Annotated in this window: 12 protein-coding genes and 1 pseudogene; 7 read left to right on the top strand and 6 right to left on the bottom strand. The window is 38.1% G+C overall.

Features of this window, described 5'->3' with window-relative positions; genetic code table 11:
- Positions 1–50 precede the first annotated feature (50 nt).
- Positions 51–1073, bottom strand: a complete 1023-nt coding sequence (locus VB797_RS00455) for a CHAT domain-containing protein (RefSeq protein WP_323235644.1) — start codon at positions 1071–1073, stop codon at positions 51–53.
- Positions 1074–1372: 299 nt separating this feature from the next.
- Between VB797_RS00455 and VB797_RS00450 the strand changes: the two are divergent.
- Positions 1373–1576 (top strand): annotated as a pseudogene (locus VB797_RS00450) (IS66 family transposase zinc-finger binding domain-containing protein); the annotation flags it as partial.
- Between the two features lie 67 nt (positions 1577–1643).
- Here the strand turns inward: VB797_RS00450 and VB797_RS00445 are convergent.
- A complete protein-coding gene (locus VB797_RS00445; RefSeq protein ID WP_323235643.1) occupies positions 1644–3995 on the bottom strand; it encodes an alpha/beta hydrolase family protein in 2352 nt (783 codons plus the stop codon).
- A gap of 368 nt (positions 3996–4363) precedes the next feature.
- On the opposite strand from VB797_RS00445, the gene VB797_RS00440 reads away from it, so the two are divergent.
- The 6 genes from VB797_RS00440 to VB797_RS00415 all read left to right on the top strand — a co-directional run bounded on the left by VB797_RS00440 (position 4364) and on the right by VB797_RS00415 (position 14066).
- Positions 4364–7891: a GAF domain-containing protein gene (locus VB797_RS00440; RefSeq protein ID WP_323235642.1), complete on the top strand. Its 3528-nt coding sequence runs from the start codon at positions 4364–4366 to the stop codon at positions 7889–7891.
- A 78-nt stretch (positions 7892–7969) separates the two neighbouring features.
- A complete protein-coding gene (map, locus tag VB797_RS00435; protein ID WP_323235641.1) occupies positions 7970–8788 on the top strand; it encodes a type I methionyl aminopeptidase in 819 nt (272 codons plus the stop codon).
- A 244-nt stretch (positions 8789–9032) separates the two neighbouring features.
- Positions 9033–10370 carry a guanitoxin biosynthesis MATE family efflux transporter GntT gene (gene gntT / locus VB797_RS00430; RefSeq protein ID WP_323235640.1) on the top strand — a complete coding sequence of 446 codons (1338 nt, stop codon included), beginning with the start codon at positions 9033–9035 and terminating at the stop codon, positions 10368–10370.
- A gap of 71 nt (positions 10371–10441) precedes the next feature.
- A complete protein-coding gene (locus VB797_RS00425; protein WP_323235639.1) occupies positions 10442–11830 on the top strand; it encodes a hypothetical protein in 1389 nt (462 codons plus the stop codon).
- Between the two features lie 95 nt (positions 11831–11925).
- Positions 11926–13752, top strand: a complete 1827-nt coding sequence (locus VB797_RS00420; RefSeq protein WP_323235638.1) for a glycoside hydrolase family 15 protein — start codon at positions 11926–11928, stop codon at positions 13750–13752.
- Positions 13753–13886: 134 nt separating this feature from the next.
- Complete coding sequence (locus VB797_RS00415) at positions 13887–14066, top strand: hypothetical protein (protein ID WP_323235637.1); 180 nt, start codon at positions 13887–13889, stop codon at positions 14064–14066.
- A gap of 248 nt (positions 14067–14314) precedes the next feature.
- Here VB797_RS00415 and VB797_RS00410 read toward each other — a convergent pair whose 3' ends face one another.
- The 4 genes from VB797_RS00410 to VB797_RS00395 form a co-directional block, all read right to left on the bottom strand.
- Positions 14315–16327 (bottom strand): NAD-binding protein, encoded by a 2013-nt coding sequence (locus VB797_RS00410; protein ID WP_323235636.1) that lies wholly within the window; start codon positions 16325–16327, stop codon positions 14315–14317.
- Between the two features lie 402 nt (positions 16328–16729).
- A complete protein-coding gene (locus VB797_RS00405; protein ID WP_323235635.1) occupies positions 16730–17167 on the bottom strand; it encodes a thermonuclease family protein in 438 nt (145 codons plus the stop codon).
- 173 nt (positions 17168–17340) lie between these two features.
- On the bottom strand, positions 17341–17859 hold the full coding sequence (locus VB797_RS00400; protein ID WP_323235634.1) for a nucleotide exchange factor GrpE: 519 nt from the start codon (positions 17857–17859) through the stop codon (positions 17341–17343).
- Positions 17860–17975: 116 nt separating this feature from the next.
- Entirely contained in the window at positions 17976–18596 is a 621-nt protein-coding gene (locus VB797_RS00395; RefSeq protein ID WP_323235633.1) for a molecular chaperone DnaJ, read from the bottom strand.
- Between the last annotated feature and the right edge of the window lie 48 nt (positions 18597–18644).

Here is an 18644-nt window from a genome sequence, read left to right as displayed (position 1 = left end):
CTTTCCCTCCAATTATTTTTTGTATTCAATGTTTATAATCAACTAAGCTTTTAATTAAAAGTCATATTTTCGGCTTGATAATTAGTTCCTCCTGTGGCTAGCAAGCCTTTAGCATTATCGTAATTATTCTGGATATTAGCTCTATTATCTTGCTTCTTACCTGCTTTAATTTCTTGAGCTAATGCTTGAATCTGTGAAGCAAACTGCGGATCTTCATCCATTTCTTCATTTAAATATGTAACCACTCGATCTAAATAATCTTTTGAACCTTGCTCAACAGCAGTAAAAGCTTTTTCAGCCCTCGAATTACCTTGGAACTTCTCTCCAATGATTTGCTTTAGTTCATCTATTTTAGCCAGTGCATCTTCAGTATATTTATCCTCACTTTTTTCTAGGATTCTGCTGAAAGCCAAAGAAGCAATCTCTTTTGGGGGAATTATATTGGAGTTCATAAGTTTATATGATTTATCTACCTTAATATTTGCACTTGCTTTTCTTTTAAGAACTGGTATATTTCCTTGAGAAAGGTATTCTAATTTGATAGCAACTATACCTTCATCAAAAGCTCTTTGAAAAACATCGTTATGATTTTGAGTTTCGTAACCCAATCCATCGTAAAACCCTTGACTGAATTGGATTGCCGACTTATCTTGAATCTGCTGATTCATCCCGATGGCATAATTAATATATTCACTAATTGCCTCAGCAGATTTGACAGAATGACACGCATTTAACAGCACGCAGTCTACATAATCCGCGTGTAACTTAAACAGTGATGCCAATGCTTCGGGTAAAATTGTTTTATCTTGTCCTCCATCGTCTTCTAAGAGCAAACTACCATCCTCCAAACCGTGTCCGCAGAAATGGACGATTTGGGGTTTTTCTTCAGCAATAGCTCTACGAATATCATCAGGTCGAACAGCAGTTCTAGTCCTAATCTCCAAAAAATCCCTTTTGTTTGCTCTGCGGATAGCACCTTCAATTTCTCGTATCTCTTTGTCCAAGCGCAAACCGTGGGGGATTGCTGCCAAAATCAAGATTTTTTGTGACTGAGTAATTTGTGCCTTAAACATCTCTCACCTGTAATACTATGTTCCAAAAAAAGTATCAAACCATACTAAATCCTATACAACAGACTTTAATTATGAACTGATACAAATTCTGTATAGGGCTGCACTTGATCGCTTAGAGGGAACTATCAGAACAAAGCCACCGTTGAGGTTAGCTAAATTCGGGGCATCTAAGTATTGAGCAGAGGCTCAACTTGAATCAGTTACTTTCTAGCTATTTATAAATTTTACTAAAATCAACTTATGCACTTTGAGCAAATTCGGAGTGTGAAGCGGTTTTAGAGCATTACCCAGAAACTTGTAGTTGCTGCGGTGAGAAATTAAATGGAGAAGATAAAAACCCATTACGTCATCAAATTGTTGATATTCTTCCCATCAAACCAATAGTAGTAGAACATCGCTTACATCAACTCCTGTGTAACAACTGTGGAGTTAGCACTCGTGCAGCATTACCGCCCGATATCAATCCAAGTGGTTATGGAGTAGGAGTAGTATGTATTGCGTGACGAGTAGTTGGTCGGTAAAGACGAGAAAAATTTATGATTAATTCCCGCCTTCTGGTGGCCTTAACTCCTAATCAACTTTTAAATATTTATCGCACCAGTTGACCATTTCCCAAAGTACGTGACCGACTGCTTCACGGGAACGATAACCGTGGCTTTCTAAGGGTAATTCTACCCATCGGACGATCGCACCATTACCTTTGAGAGCTTCATATAAACGTTTGGTTTGCAGGGGATATGTACCCGCGTTGCTATCGTTTGCACCGTGAATCAATAACAATGGGGTTTTGATTTGGGATGCATGGGTAAAGGGTGACATTTCAATGTAAGTTTGTTGTGCTTCCCAAAAGTTACGCTGTTCTCCTTGAAAACCAAATGGTGTTAAGGTGCGGTTGTAAGCTCCACTTCTAGCAATTCCCATACAAAATAATTCTGTGTGGGCTAGTAAATTTGCGGTGGTAAATGCCCCGTAGGAGTGTCCGCCGATACCGATATGTTGGCGATCGCTAATTCCACGTTCCACTACATAATCTACTGCGGCTTGCGCTCCGGCGATTAATTGTTCTATATAAGTATCGTTGGGTTCGCTTTCTCCTTCACCGATGATGGGTAAGGTTGCACCGGAAAGTACTGCATATCCTTGAGTTAACAGAAATAATACAGAAGAGCGGGTCGGACGACTGAAGGTATTTTCGGGTGTGGTAATCTGTCCGGCAAATTCTTTGTCTTTAAATTCTTCTGGATACACCCAGAATATTGTTGGTAAGGTACCGTCACGTTCAAGGTCATAACCGGGAGGTAAATACAGATTAGCTGATAGCTGTACTCCATCCGCTCGGTGATATTGGACTAATTCTTTATGAATTCCTGCTAATTGCGGTGCGGGGTCTTGGTAATTAGTAAGTATCTTTTTATCGCTCTCGTTCCGATAAAACCGCATCAGGTTGGGTGGTTCGGCTTGAGACTGACGTATGGTAATTAGGTTTTGCGCTTCGTCATCGAGTACGGCAAATATTTCTTCATAATAAGGGTCTTGACATTGCCACAACCGTTCGGTCTGTTGGGTTTCTAAATTCAAACTATCTAAAAACGGATATACACCGTCGGCAGATGCACCGCGTCCACTAAGGTATATATTTTGACCATCTGGTGCAAATCGGAGAACTGGGGAATGGTACTCTCCTGGTTTAGTTATCGGTGTACCTGGAGCGTTGTATTTATCTTCAAAGCTGCGATCGCATAGTAGTTGTGGTGGTGTTTGGGGATTATTTGGGTAAATTCGCCAAGTTCTGTAACGGCGGGTATCGTACCATTTCTCATATACCAGCGCTACATCTGAAGACCCCCACACAACAGTATTAAAGCGATATTCCGACTTCCATAATTGGGTTGGTGCTGCGGTAAAAGGTGCCTCTAGAGCGAATAATACGTCGCGGTGAGCAACTTCTATACTAGGGTCGCCTTCATCTAGTGCTTCTACCCAAGTCAATGTAGCTTTTTCGTCATTTCGCCACGATATGCGTCTTCGACCTTTGCGTACTGCATCGAACTTAATCGAACGTTCTTCATCAAGGGGTAAATCTGCAACTTGATAAATCTGCTTTCCATTACAATCAATTACATATATATTTCTGGGAAAGCGTGCTGCGGGGACTTGATAGGAAAATGGTTTTTGAATGGTAGAAATTAGAATTAAATTGCTGTCGGGGGAAGGAATCGCTTCGTTAATTAGACAAGGTGAAATTAATTGGGTGCAGTTACCGTCCAGGGTAATTTTTTCTAAGGTTGAAGTTAAATAGTATTCAAATAATGCTTCATCGCGGGTATTTTTTAATAAATTTGTATAGGTGCGGGTAGGTTTTTTACTACCCAAGTTTTCTTGAATTGAAGGACCTCCAGGAACGTTAGATTCAGTTGGCAATTCACCACTATGAGGGAAAAATTTACAAATTAAAGTATCATTATCAAGCCATCTGTAGGGAGTTCCATAAGCAGCATTAAGTACGGGTTCTGTTAAGCGTTGAATAGTTCCATCTGTAATATATAAAATCCAAAGTTCTAAACCCGTTGCTTGGGTAAGAGTAAACGCGAGTTTTTGACTATCGTTAGACCACTTGATAAAGCCGATGCGGGGATTTTCGGGAAGTTCTATTGTTGTCATTTCCAGAGAATCTACCGACTTTAGATTCATACTGTAGTAAGTATTATGACGAGCCGGTGCGTTAGTTTGCGGATTCAAGCGAAAACCTGCGACAGCAACTTCCGGTTCTGCAAGTAAAGCAATGGGGACTAACTGCGACTGTTGCAACTCCACCATCCACCGTCGGTCAGGAGAAAGACGCGCTTGCGGTGGGGGTGCTGCTTCGAGGATTTGCAGGATGGGTTGCGGTGGAGTTTGCCAAAGTTCGGTAGAATTGTTCATTGTATTGGGTGTAAGTACCTTTGACCACAATAAAGTATCTACACAAGTTGCACAAATGGTAGATCTGGGAATGTGCTGCGATCGCTAAAATTTTCTATAAACAATTTGATTTCAGTATAGCTTAATACTTAAAAGCTAAAAAATTCCAATAAGACATGACTAATTGTATTAGATTAAATAATCTTGATAAGTGACGATTTTAATCAAAAAGCGCAAATATAAAAATATTTATTTTGATATATACTGAGGTATATTTTAATAATATGTTATATATAGTACATAAAGCTTGGTTTCCGTTTTATGAAGTTAGTTTGTCAACAACTCAAACAACACTATCTATATAGATATAATTATTAATCTTAAAAACTATGACATCTCACTCAACAGAACCACAGAAAGAGTCAAATATTTTAGATGCTCAAATTGAAAAACAGTTAGAACAGCAAAAAGCGCTTGCAAATGTAATTACGAGTATTCGACAACCTTTAGATTTACAAACTATTTTTCAAACTACTGCAACTCAGGTGCGTCAGTTACTTAAAGCTGATAGAGTAGCTGTATTTAAATTTGATATTGCCAATGATTGGGAAGGAGAATTTGTTTCAGAAGATGTTGCATCTGATTGGGATTCGGCGATCGCCAAAAAAGTCCACGATTATTGTTTTGGGGAACAGTTTGCGGCTCATTACCAACAAGGTAGGGTGCAAGCGGTTGCTGATATTTATGATGCAGGATTAAGTGATTGTCATATTGACATTTTGGCTCAATTTCAGGTGCGTGCGAATCTTATTGTCCCGTTATTGCAAGAAAATGTTTTGTGGGGTTTGCTTTGCGTCCATCAATGCGGCGATACTCGTAATTGGAAAGAATCGGAAATTGAATTTATCCGCTTAATTGCCGAACATTTTACTGTTGCTATTCAACAGGCCGAATACTTTAGAAAGTTAGAATCACAGGCTGTAAAATTAGCTCAAGCGGCTCAGCGTGACAAGATAATTACTCAAATTGTTAATAAAATTCGTAGAACACTTGATATTGAAACTATATTTCAAACAACAACTCAAGAATTACGAGAATTAATCAAAGCCGATCGCGTTGCCATTTTTAGTTTTAATTCCGATTGGAGCGTCAATTTTGTTGCTGAATCTTTTGCAGAAGGATGGACTGCTTTAGTTGACGTTCAACCGATAATTAATAATATTTATCTACAGGAAACTCAAGCTAGACAATACACTTCTAATAAAATGTTTACTGTTAATGATATTTATCAAGCTGAATTAACACAGTCTTATATAAAATTATTAGAAAAGATTGAGGCTAAAAGTTTTGCTACTGCTCCGATTCTTCAAGGAGAAAAGCTTTGGGGAGTCATTGTTGCTTATCAAAATTCTGCAACGAAAATCTGGTTTGAAGATGAAGTGGAAATAATTGCTCAAATTGGGACGCAAATAGGGCTAGCCTTAAGACATTACGAGTTATTATCTAAAGCTAGAAATCAAGCGGAACGACAAAAAACTTTAACTGGAGTTATTACTCGAATTCGCGAATCTTTGGATTTAAACACTATTTTTCAGACAACTGTTACCGAAGTTCAGCAAATGTTGAAAGCGGACAGAGTAGCTGTTTTTAAATTCGATCCTCAACAAGATTGGGAAGGAGAATTTGTTTGGGAAAGTGTGGCTTCGGAATGGGATTCTGTTGTTTCAGCCAAAGTTCACGATCATTCTTTCGGAGACAAATTTGCGGTTCACTATCAACAAGGTAGAGTCCAAGCAGTTGCAGATATTTACGCAGCGGAATTAAGCGATTGTCACCAGCAAATTTTGGGTCGGTTCCAAGTTCGAGCTAATTTGGTTGTTCCTTTACTCAAAGGAGAAAAACTATGGGGTTTATTGTGCGTACATCAATGCGGTAATCCTCGGAATTGGGAACAAGAAGAAATTGAATTTACTCGTCAAATTGCCGACAATTTAGGAGTAGCTCTCCAGCATAATCAAACTTTATTTGAAGCTCGATATCAAGCAGAACAGCAAAAAGCATTAACTGGTGTCATTACCCGAATTCGCGAATCATTAGATTTAGAAACCATTTTTAAAACTACCGTTACCGAAGTACGTCAACTGCTCAAAGCCGATCGAGTCGGAGTGTTTCGTTTTGATATTGCAAATGATTGGGAAGGAGAGTTTATTTACGAAGATGTAGCTGATGGTTGGGATTCAGCCATTGCAAATAAAGTTTATGACCACTGCTTTAGCGAAAACTTTGTTTCACTTTATCGTGCAGGTAGAGTCAATGCGATCGCGGATATTCATCAAGAAAAATTTAAACATTGTTATCTAGAAATTTTAGAAAAGTTCCAGGTTAGAGCGAATGTTGTCGCTCCCTTACTAAAAGAAGGTGAATTATGGGGTTTATTATGTATTCATCAATGCAGCAATATTCGTAACTGGCAATCTTCAGAGATTGAATTTATCAGCCAAATTGCCGAACAACTTAGTATTGCTTTAAAACAAGATTTGTATTTAAAACAAGTTCAAAGTCAAGCGGTACAGCTAGCAGAAGCCAACGAACGAGAAAAAGCAATGGAACGGCAAAAATTGTTGGCTGCAACTGTTGATAAAATCCGCCAGTCCCTTGATATCAAAGCTATTTTTAAAACTACCACTCAAGCGGTAAGGGAATTATTAGAAGTCGAACGAGTTGCAATCTATCGCTTTAATTCCGATTGGAGAGGTAAATTTGTCGCAGATTCTTTTAAAGACGATTGGAAACCCATCTTAAATATGCCACCAATTGTACAACCGGAATTTTCAGATGATGATGACGACGATAATTTACCCCGTAACGAAACCTTTGTTCCCATTTCACAAGGTGATAAATTATGGGGACTATTAGTTGCTTATCAAAACTCCCAACCCCGCTATTGGAAAGACGAAGAAGTTAATTTGTTAGCACAAGTTGGTACGCAATTAGGAATCGCAATTCAACAAGCAGAATTATTAGAAAAAACCAAAATTCAAGCCACAAAACTTGCTCAAGCTTTACAAGAATTGAAGCAGACTCAAGCTCAATTGATTCAAGGTGAAAAAATGGCAGGTTTAGGACAGTTAATGGCTGGAGTTGCCCATGAAATAAATAATCCTGTCAGCTTCATTTTTGGCAATCTCACTTATGTAACCCAATACACTCAAGATTTACTGCAAATAGTTAATCTTTATCATAAACATCTTGATAATTTACCAGCAGATATTCAAACACAAATTGAAGAACTCGATTTAGATTTTATTGTTTCCGATTTACCGAAAACTCTCCAATCAATGAAAATAGGAGCAGATCGTATTCGTGAAATTGTGCTTTCATTGCGAAACTTTTCCCGTAAAGATGAAGCCGACTTGAAAGCAGTACAGATTCATGAAGGGATAGATAGTACTTTACTTATTTTAGGACACCGATTAAAAGCAAATGGTGAATATCCGGGAATTGAAATTATCAAAAAATATGATGAATTACCATTAGTAGAATGCTATCCCGCTCAACTTAATCAAGTATTTATGAATATTTTGAGTAATAGCATTGATGCATTAGAACAAAAATTTGATCTATTATCAAAAAAATACTCAAAAGTTGCTTTGAATATTGAAATTAGTACCGCAGTAATTGAGAGTAAAGTCATCATTAAAATTACCGATAACGGTTGTGGGATACCAAAAGAAGTAATAAATAAGATTTATGACCCATTTTTTACTACGAAAGATGTAGGGAAAGGGACCGGGTTAGGATTGCTGATTTGCTATCAAATTATAGTTGAAAAACATCAAGGTCAAATTAAATGTTCTTCTGAAGTAGGACAAGGTACAGAATTTGTGATTGAAGTACCAATAAAAGTTGGTAGTTAAGTTTATTTTACCAACCATACAAGCAACGCTGCTAATCAGTGCCGTGCTAGCATAGCAGAAAAAACAGAAATTTGAGATATGAACAACCAAAATTTACTTTCAATAGCTGGTATTAAACCACAAAACAAAAAAGGACTTGTCTTACTTTCGTCTAGGGAGTTGGATAAAATGCGCGTTGTTGGAAAATTGGCTGCAAATCTCCTCAATCATCTCGAACCAATGGTGCAACCGGGAGTCACAACGAAAGATTTAGATGACGAAGCAGCGCGTTTTATGAAAGCAAATGGTTCGATTAGCGCTACTTTAGGTTATGCACCTCCGAATCATCCACCTTATACGGGTTCCGTTTGTACTAGCGTCAATGAAGTGGTTTGTCACGGAATTCCCAACTCTAAAACAATTCTCAAAGACGGAGACATTATCAATATTGATGTTACCCCAATACTGGACGGCTTTCACGGCGACACTTCTAGAACATTCTTAGTTGGTAATGTATCGGATAAAGCCAAAAAACTAGTTGAAGTTACCAAAGAAGCAATGATGCGCGGGATTGCTCAAGTTAAACCCGGTGGAAGAATTGGCGATATTGGTGCTGCAATTCAAGAATATGCCGAAGCTAATGGTTACTCAGTAGTTAGAGACATGGTTGGACATGGAGTTGGTAGAGAGTTTCATACTGAACCTCAAGTTCCTCATTATGGTGAACGAGGTACCGGGTTAAAGTTGCGTAAGGGGATGGTTTTTACAATTGAGCCGATGTTAAATGAAGGAAGTTATGACTTGAAATTTCTACCGGATCGTTGGACTGTGGTTACGGAAGATGGGAAGCTATCGGCTCAGTTTGAGCATACAGTTGCTGTAACGGAAGATGGTGTGGAAATTTTGACTCTTGCTTGAATTCTTAGTCTTTTTACCGAATTGTTGTTAGCGAAGCGTGACTCGGTAGCGTTATTACAAATCATGCGGATAGGGAGACGTAGCACTGCTACGTCTCTACGTTTTTGTAGGGAAATTTTTATTTCTATTTCTTTTTATGCCCAATTTGTAACTTTTACCTGCTCCAATTAAGCATAGATTGGGGTGGATCTAGCATTTATTGCTTTGAGCTTAGTACTGTTCAAGGCTATCAAAAAATACCTTTATGGGTTCATTACATTTATCTTTCACGCTTCCATCTCGCTACAGCAGCTTTTTACCTCGTTTCTTGCGATTAGCATCTGTAAGTATTATCTCGAATATGATGGTACCTTTATCTGGAATAGTTGATACCGCATTCCTGGGTCATCTGGCAGATATTCGTCATTTAGCAGGGGTAATTTTGGCGAGCATTTTGTTTGACTACCTCTATCGAATTTTGAAGTTTTTTCGCAACGGAACTAACGCTATTACTGCTCAAGCGGTGGGAGAAAATGACGAAAAGGGAATTGTGTTGGCTCTATTGCGGAGTAGTTTAGTTGCTTTAGCGATCGCTTTGGTGATCTTAATCCTGCAATACCCGATCCAAAAGTTTGGTTTTGCTGTGCTATCTGGTTCTCCGGACGTTGAAGTTTTGGGAATCGACTATTTTAATGCTCGTATTTGGGGGGCCCCAGCGGTTCTGCTCAATTTTGTGCTGATCGGTTGGTTTTTGGGACGAGAGATGAATGCTCTAGTATTGCTGATTTCTGTTGTAGGCAATGCTTCTAATGTGGTTTTAGACTACTTAATGATTAATCGCTGGGGCTGGGAAAGCATGGGAGCCGGATTAGCTACGGCTTTGAGTCAATATTTGGCGCTGCTGGTAGGGTTAGTTGCGATCGGCTTGAGTATTCCTTGGATATTACCCGCAGCTATTAAAGATGTATTTAACTGGCAAGCTCTCAAAGCAAGTATAGTATTCAAGAGTAATATTCTCATCCGCTATTTGGCTATGGTAACAGCCTATTCTATCTTTACTAACCTCAGTGCAGCGATGGGAAATGAGGTGCTTGCAGAAAATGGATTGCTGCTTCAAATCGTACTTTTAAGTCAGTTCGCGATTAACGGTATCGGCTTAACTACTCAATCTTTAATCGGTAACTTTAAAGGTAAGGGAGAAACCGCGCCTATGATGCCGGTATTGCAAGTTGCTATTTTTACTGGATTACTCATCGCCTCAGTATTTTCCTCGGTGGCAATTTTCTTTCCGCAAACGATTTTTGGTATTTTAACCAGTCATACCGATATTAGCCAATCTGCGATCGATTATCGGGACTGGTTGTTACCCCTCTTAACCTGTGGTGCCGTTGCCTTTATGCTTGAAGGATATACAGTGGGATTAAAAGAAGGAGTAAGACTGCGTAATTCTGCCTTGATTGCCTTGGGATTGGGATTTACCCCTATGGCAGGTATAGCTTGGTACTTTCAGAACAATCATTTATTGTGGTTATCACTGACATTATACATGGCAACATTAATGATAGCTCTTGGAATACAGGTTCCGCGAATGCATAAGCAATAATTACGAAAAAACCATAACCGTAGAATAAATACTATTTGTTAAACTCAGAAAGTTGTCAAAAATGTTTCAAAATGGCGCAGATGACTTTCGAGCAATATCAACCAAAAAGTAATTGGTGGAAAAATTTAATTGCTGTAATTGCAGTGATTAACCTTGTGTTAGTACTATTTAACCTCACCTACATTCCCTTAAGAGACATTTATTTCAAGCATATTCCCTCCATAACTATTTACGATGCAGTTAAAAGTATAGAACCACATCCGGTTACTCAGCGCTATTTAAATACAGTTAATACATTAGAAAGCCATCTTCAAAACAATGGTTTACAGGCTAATTCTACAACTTCGCTGTTTGTCAATTTACGCCAACAAAGCATGGATATACTGACAGAAAATCCTTTTTTATCTGCAAATAAATTTAGTACATTTGCCACATTGAACCGGCGAATGGAATACCATATGGATACTTTATCAGCTAAAGATGCGATTACTCAGTTTTGGAGCCAAGATTATTTTAATCAAGTTGGTTCTAAGGAAGCGTTATCTTTCTTTGATAGTAAAATTCGTCCGTTACTTGAAGTTAACTATTACCGTGTTGTCGATGAAAACGGTCAATTTATCGATAAATTTTGGTTAATTGATATTGGATTTGTAATTTTCTTCACCTTTGAACTTTTAGTTAGAAGCTTCTTGGTTTCTCGACAAGAATCAAATATTAGTTGGTGGGATGTAATTTTAAGAAACTGGTACGATGGATTATTTTTACTGCCAAAATGGCAATGGTTACGAGTTATTCCCGTTGCGGTCAAGTTGCACAAATCAAGTTATGTGAATACAGAGCGGATCTTAGCACAAGTTACCTATGAACCAGTAGTTTATATTGCTAACCGCGTATCAATGTTTATTATAGTACGGTTAATTAATCAAACTCAAGATGCAATCAAATCTGGAGACGCAGCACGTTATTTACTGCAACCAAAAGGCTATCTAAAAGTTGGTCGAGTTGATAACTTTGATACTATTACCGACCGAATATTAGAATTAGTTGTCTACAAAGTTTTACCAGAAATTCAGCCAGATGTAGAAATATTTTTACAACACAGTCTCAAAAGTGCTTTGCAAGAATCGGATTTTTATCAAGTACTGCAAAATATACCGGGAATAGATTTAATTCCTGCAGAAATCAGCGAACAATTAGCGGATTATATCGCTGGAACTGCTTATGAAATCTTGGCTTCTTCCTATGCTGACCAACATGGACGTTTACTATTCGAGAATTTGACCCAAAGTTTCCGAGTCGCTTTACGCAAACAATTGCAAGATAAGAAACTTCAACAAGAGCTTCAACCTTTGATTTCTAATCTATTAGAAGAATTAAAGCTTAATTATATTCAACGTGCGAACCAAGAAAACCCCGAAGCAACACTTAATGAAGCTATGAAAATTTCGCATCGGCATTAAGAATAAATAGTACAATGATTCGTTACAGTGTACTTAACTGTATCTAACAAAAGCATAGACCATTAATTACGAATTACGAACTACGAATTATTATTATGGGTTATCAACCAATCGAAGATTACGGCATTATCGGTAATATGTATACCACTGCTTTGGTGGGGAAGAATGGCTCAATCGATTGGTTTTGCTACCCTAGACATGATTCACCGAGCGTTTTCGCTGGTATACTCGATGAGAATAAAGGCGGACATTTCAGTATTTCACCTACACTTTGCAATAATACTCACAAACAATTTTATTGGCCCGAAACTAATGTTTTAGTAACCCGCTTTCTGGCAGATTGCGGAGTCGGGGAAGTGGTAGATTTTATGCCTGTGGGATTATCCCCCGATGATAAAGGCTACCATTGGTTGGTGAGACGGGTGACTGGAGTGCGGAGCAGCATGAAGTTTCGCATGGAGTGCTACCCTGCTTTTAATTATGCTCGCGATCGCCACGAAACCCAGCTTAGTGAAGGTGGGGTGATTTTCAAGTCATCGGATTTAAACTTAGGATTGCTAACTGATATCCCCCTTAAGCAGGATGACAAAGGCGTTTTTGCCGAGTTTAGTTTGGCTGCGGGAGAATCGGCAGTATTTATCTTGCGCGAAGTTGATTGCGAACAAGGTTGCGGTTTACCATTGAATCCAGAAGAAACTACGCAGATATTTGAGCATACTATAGAATACTGGCGGCGCTGGATTTCTAAGTGTACCTATAAAGGCAGATGGCGCGAAACTGTAGAGCGTTCGGCGTTAGCGTTGAAATTGCTGACCTATGAACCTACGGGAGCGATTATAGCAGCACCTACCTGTAGTTTACCTGAATCATTAGGTGGCGAGCGTAATTGGGATTACCGTTACAGTTGGATTCGCGATGCTGCTTTTACCATTTATGCGTTTATGCGAATTGGATTTACAGATGAAGCAGGGCAGTTTATCAATTGGATTATATCGCTTTGTCCGTCACATTTAGAAAAAGATTCGCAATTGCAGATAGTATACGGTATTGATGGTAGGAAAGACCTTAAAGAAGAAATTTTAGACCATTTAGAAGGATACAAGGGTTCATCTCCAGTTCGGATCGGTAACGGTGCTTACAATCAAATGCAACTGGATATTTACGGCGAGTTAATGGATGCAGTGTATCTTTTTAATAAATATGGAACGCCAATATCCTACGATACTTGGGTTAACTTGCGTAAATATATTGATTGGGTTTGTGATAATTGGGAGAAACAAGATAGCGGTATTTGGGAAACCAGAGACGGAAAACAAGACTTTGTTTATTCAAAATTAATGTGTTGGGTAGCTGTTGATCGCGGTTTGCGTTTAGCCCAAAAACGTTCGTTTCCCGCAAATCTCGAAAAATGGCTGAAAGTTCGCGATCAAATATATTTAGATATCATGTCCAAGGGATGGAGTGAATCAAAACAAGCCTTTGTGCAGTATTACGGCAGCAATACCTTAGATGCTAGTAATCTAATTATGCCCTTGATATTCTTCATGTCACCCACCGACCCCAGAATGTTAAAAACGATCGATGCAATAATGCGATCGCCACAAGAAGGTGGGCTTTTATCCAACAGTTTAGTATTCCGGTACAACACCGAAGACTACAGCGACGGATTGGATGGTGAAGAAGGAAGCTTTAATTTGTGTACATTTTGGTTAGTAGAAGCTTTAACTCGTGCGGGAAGAGCAGATTCGGAACGTTTAAATAAAGCAAGATTAATATTTGAAGAAATGTTAAGTTACGCCAATCATTTGAAACTGTATGCAGAAGAGACGGGTACAAGCGGTGAAGCATTAGGAAACTTTCCCCAAGCTTTTACACATCTAGCATTGATTAGCGCCGCTTATAATTTAGATCGTTCGATTTGATCGTGGGAAATGAGGGGACAAGGGGATGGGGGGGATAAGGAGAAGATAACTCTTAACTTCTAATTCCTAACTCCCCAATTTAAAAAAATCGCGGCAAAATATAAATAGAGGTAATTTTAATTTAGGTAATGATTATGTTTGATTTTTGGATGAATTCTTGCTGCGGTACTGACAGCTTTTCTACTAAAAGACATCGAGAGAACAAATTACAGTTTCTCAAATTTATGAGAGATAATGTAGAAGCTAGATTAGCTGCGCTGAATGCAGCTATTGAAACTATTGAGCGTCAGCTAACCCGAAGCGATACTGTTTAAGAAAAGTTAGGAGTTAGGAGTGAGGAGTTAGGAGTTAAGAGTAATTTCACCTTGTCTCCTTGTCCTCCCCTCTCCCCTCTAATCTTTCAACGTTATTCTTGCATAAAGGTAAATTTTGACTGCTCTACTTTTAACTTTCTTGTTCTACTCTATAGTAAAAACTCGAAGAAAAAGAACGTCATTTTCTTACAAAGATTCACTAAGATATAGCCCACGCAGGTGGGCTTTGTTCTTGTAGACCCAGACTTCTAGTCTGAGGGCTTCGGGGATTTAACATCTCCCCCAATCTTCTTCAACCTAGCCATCACCTGATGCTTTTGCAAAACTCTAATCAAATGTTGCGCTTGCAATTTATATAAAGGTACTGGCAAAATTTGCGGTAAATGATTAATTAATTCTCTAGCTTTATCAAGAGGATAGTTGGAAATTTTGTGAATTTGATTTGCACCTTCAAATTTGGCTTCTTCGGTCATTGCACTTTCAATTATTATTTGCCAATGTTTGGGATAAATACCAATTCTCCCTGCTTCCATTCTTTTTAATCCGTCGATGGTTGCGAGTACTACTAAACGGATTCCTGGTTCTATTTTTCGGTATTCTTTAGGCATTAATTCCCCAATATTAGGTAGTTTTTGATACAAAATTGGTACGATTCCATAACCATACGCAATTTCTGAAAGCATTAAGCCATTTAAAGTATCGACTTCACTAAATTGATATTCGGTGACTAAAACTGTTTGATTGTGGAGCCGGAATAAGTCGAGAATGTTTTCACCAAATGCGGCTCCAGCGAAGGCTTCTGATGCAACTGCATAGGCTGAGATAATTTGAGCGTTGGGTAATATTTGAGCTAAGTTTTCACTCAACCGCTGTCCGAAAGTCCGAATTACCAAGTTACTTTTGGAGTTGAGTTTTCTAGTTTTTAACGCTATCTCCACATTCAACATTTCGTCTTCTGAGGTAGCAATGATACTCTTGGCTGTAGAAAGATTTACTTTATCCAAAGATTCGTTTAAAGCACCTTCAAATAAAGTTATATTGGGTATTTGATTGGTATCTAAGTCGTCTTCTAAAACAATTCCAACTACAGGTTGATAAAATTCCTGTAATATTTTTGCGACTTTACTACCAACTCTTTTAATCCCAATAATTACTATATGGTCTTCTTCAGGAACTTCAGTACGTCGTTTGGAAAATAAAAATTTGGTAGATAAAAGTTTTTCGGTAGCTAAAGCATATAATACACCGACAAACGCAGTTCCAGCTACACCCAATGCTAAGGCTAAAAATTGTGTAATTAAAGATTTTGTCTGTACACCGTATACAAAATCTGCATATCCACCTAATAGTAAACTAATTGTAATGTAAAACGGATTTACGGTAGTAGGTTTCTGAACTAAAAAGTCAAATAGAACGGTTCCCACCACAGCTAAAATAAGAGTAACGAAAGCTGAAACAATTACTACGCGACGAACTTGTGAACCGGAATGCCAATATTCTACAAGCTTTTTATTAACATCAATTGGTTGCCATCTACGTTTTTTATTCGGGCTGTTATTAACCAATTTTTTTTGCTGTTTGGACAGATTGCTGTCAATTGGTTCTACATATATCAGAGTTGAGTCATCTTGAATGACTGTTTCCGAATCCCAATCATAAAAGTAATTAAAGCTATCATCGTTATTTGGTAAATAACAAAGCAACATCCGCGAACTCGAATTTAACTCAAACAGTTGACGACGGTGAAAATTATCTCCATGACGAACTTTACACTGAAACACTCCCAACCAGTTACCATCTAAATTAAAATACCCTAACGAATTTCCTCCCAACGCTGCTAAAGCAAAAGATGCTGCGGATAAATGAATCGGGTCATAAGCAACAAAATTGGTTAAATGTTCCTCTAAAAGTTGATTTAAGTTTTCTTTCGTCGAACGAACTACCAAACGAGCCTTTTTATTAAGTTGTCTAACCGCGATCGCAGTTTCTGCATTAATTAGTTCGTCACTAGTTACAATAATGACAGCGCGACAAAGTTCGATTGAGGCACGTTTAAACACGCTATTATCACGACAGTCACCAATAATTAACTCATCAAGTAAACTATCTACACCAGGAATTCTCCAACTGTTTGGCTGTACCAACTCAATTCCCACAACTTTCACACCGAATTGTTTGAGCGCAACTACACAGTGCTGTCCTAATCCTCCCAAACCGCAAACTAGAAAGCGTTCATCTGTAGCCGATTGATGTTCTCCCATATATGTTATCTCTACTACTTAAAATAATTTTGGGATTAATCTTGAAGAATGTAAAATATCAAAAATTGGCTAAACATTCCTATTTTAAGGTTTTACGTAAAAATATTGAGGTATTTGGTATACATAAATTTTAATACAGTTTATTTATCCGCAATTCCCGAAAGTTGGAAAACATAGATTTTACTTCACTCTTAGAGGATGCTTCAGAAGTCTAATTTAATACTTTATCCGGCGGTTGAAACCGCATCTACACAAACAAAACCCGTCTCCACGGGTTTAAAATTAATTAGTCCACGCAGGTGGACTTTGCCTGTGTAATAGCGGTTTTAACCGCCAGATACTTTTAAAACATCCTCTTACCAAGGAGAGAGAAAGATTTACCGCAGGTAAATTGGAAAAATTCTATTTATTTTTATTCCCATCCATCACATATCGCGATTTTTCCCACAACCCCAACCCTCTTTGTTTAGCATTTGCTTCTGCTACTAAATACTGGGTTCTGCTTTCATAACAATCTTTTTCTACAGATGCTTTATGTACGACAACTTTACCTTCTTTTACCAGTTGCAGATTTATCGATTGATTATTTAAAAATACTTCCCCTACAATTTGGTCATTTTTAGAAGTATCTGCAAATCGAATCACCACGGGACTGTTTTGCACTAAAAGCTGTTTCAACCTTTGAGTTGCTGCATCTCTACGGTATTTTTGAGCGGGTATGTCAATACAAGCAAGCTTTACAGTTGCTGTTTCCCCATGATTGTTTTTAGCCTTAATTGTTTCTCCGTCTACTACACCTACTACTGTGGCAAGTATCAACATCAATTGTGTTAAATCCATGATTGAAAAAAATATGATTTTATACAGAAATCTGATTTAATTATTCGGCGAATTTAAATATAAAATCTCATCTTATCTCCAGCTTCCATCTCTTTAATAAGGAGAGGAATTGAGGGTGAGGTTTTATATTAGATTTAATTATGTTTACCTTCTTGACACACCATACTCGTAAATTATGCATCTGTTTTAGACGTAATTACTTCAGCCGGACGCAGCGTTTTTCCTCCCCAAAAGAAGCCGCGACGCACGACTTTAGTAATAGTTTGCTCGGGGATATCAGTTCTTAATTCCCGGTCAACTACCCGACATAAATTGAAATCAAGTTGTGTTTCTTCGAGTTCTATTGGTAATACTTGACGCTTTTGCAGTACGCTCATAAATTTGCGATGGACGGCTCCTATAGACCTGGGTAAACGCTGCAAAAATTCCGGGCTGGGGTCGGGTTGTTCTAAGTAATCGAGTAATGCTTTTAATGCATCACTAACTTCTAATAGTTCTAAAAATAAATCTTCTGTGTCAGCGTTAGCTTGAGTTTTTTCTGCTCTTAATAATTGTTGTAATAGTACATTATCTTTTTGATAATTGCCGAGCGCTTGGATGATTGAGTCGCGCAAATCTTCGTCAATTATATAGTTGGTTTTGCTGTTATCTTGAATGGTGGAAATACGATTAAATAAAGTATTAAATTTCATTTTTTTATACAATAAACTAAGTTTAGAAGTTGTGGTAATTTGAGGCAGAGCCTCCAAACCTGTGTTCCCAGCCGGAGTCTGGGAACCAAAGACCAGAGAACCAGAATGTTACAAACTTATTTGACTAACGCTGGAGCCTTTTTAGATAGCAATTGCAATGATTTATTTGCCCAAGCTTGTACTTGGGGATTGGAATTAGCGGTTAAAAGCTGACATACTGCAAATGCTCTATGTAATTGTCCGGTGACTTGATAGGCTTTGACTAACCAAACTTGTGCTTGAGCATAATCTTTGCTGTGACAATCTGGAGATTTTTCGCAGTATTCTTCCAAGTATTTAATGGCTTTAGGATAGCGTTTTTGTTTACAGGCTGATATACCTCCAGTTAGTAATTCCGATAAAGATATTGTTAATGGTTCTTTTTCTAAACTTTCCTCTTGGACAGCTTTCGCGATCGCCATTTCTAATCCATCATATTCTGATAGTAATATTAATGTTGGTTGGGCTTTTTCTAAAGCTGATAAATCGCTGTATTTAAAGCGTTTAACTGTAGGTAATATCGTGCATAAATAGTCGGCTATAATGCGTTCCTTGGGCTTCATTAAACTTCTTTGAGCTTTGGCAATTACATCAACAGGATATTGCTTGCTTTTCATCGCTGCGGCTACAGCTTTCGTAATTTCCGCTTTTGATGCTGCTTGTGATACTCCGAGAATTAAATAAGGATTCTTTTCCATAAATATTAGTAAATTGGGAATAGGTAATTGGGAATTGGGAATGGGTAA

This window comes from Rivularia sp. UHCC 0363 (genome assembly GCF_034931125.1).
Classification (GTDB): domain Bacteria; phylum Cyanobacteriota; class Cyanobacteriia; order Cyanobacteriales; family Nostocaceae; genus Rivularia.
The sequence above is the reverse complement of the archived record's forward strand: the minus strand, read 5'-3'. Positions and strand labels throughout refer to the sequence as shown.

What these genes read in the sequence shown, in the direction of transcription:
- VB797_RS00455 (WP_323235644.1), bottom strand. Translation starts at nt 1,073, where the DNA reads ATGTTTAAGGCACAAATTACTCAGTCACAAAAAATCTTGATTTTGGCA.
- VB797_RS00445 (WP_323235643.1), bottom strand. Translation starts at nt 3,995, where the DNA reads ATGAACAATTCTACCGAACTTTGGCAAACTCCACCGCAACCCATCCTG.
- VB797_RS00440 (WP_323235642.1), top strand. Translation starts at nt 4,364, where the DNA reads ATGACATCTCACTCAACAGAACCACAGAAAGAGTCAAATATTTTAGAT.
- map (WP_323235641.1), top strand. Translation starts at nt 7,970, where the DNA reads ATGAACAACCAAAATTTACTTTCAATAGCTGGTATTAAACCACAAAAC.
- gntT (WP_323235640.1), top strand. Translation starts at nt 9,033, where the DNA reads ATGGGTTCATTACATTTATCTTTCACGCTTCCATCTCGCTACAGCAGC.
- VB797_RS00425 (WP_323235639.1), top strand. Translation starts at nt 10,442, where the DNA reads ATGGCGCAGATGACTTTCGAGCAATATCAACCAAAAAGTAATTGGTGG.
- VB797_RS00420 (WP_323235638.1), top strand. Translation starts at nt 11,926, where the DNA reads ATGGGTTATCAACCAATCGAAGATTACGGCATTATCGGTAATATGTAT.
- VB797_RS00415 (WP_323235637.1), top strand. Translation starts at nt 13,887, where the DNA reads ATGTTTGATTTTTGGATGAATTCTTGCTGCGGTACTGACAGCTTTTCT.
- VB797_RS00410 (WP_323235636.1), bottom strand. Translation starts at nt 16,327, where the DNA reads ATGGGAGAACATCAATCGGCTACAGATGAACGCTTTCTAGTTTGCGGT.
- VB797_RS00405 (WP_323235635.1), bottom strand. Translation starts at nt 17,167, where the DNA reads ATGGATTTAACACAATTGATGTTGATACTTGCCACAGTAGTAGGTGTA.
- VB797_RS00400 (WP_323235634.1), bottom strand. Translation starts at nt 17,859, where the DNA reads ATGAAATTTAATACTTTATTTAATCGTATTTCCACCATTCAAGATAAC.
- VB797_RS00395 (WP_323235633.1), bottom strand. Translation starts at nt 18,596, where the DNA reads ATGGAAAAGAATCCTTATTTAATTCTCGGAGTATCACAAGCAGCATCA.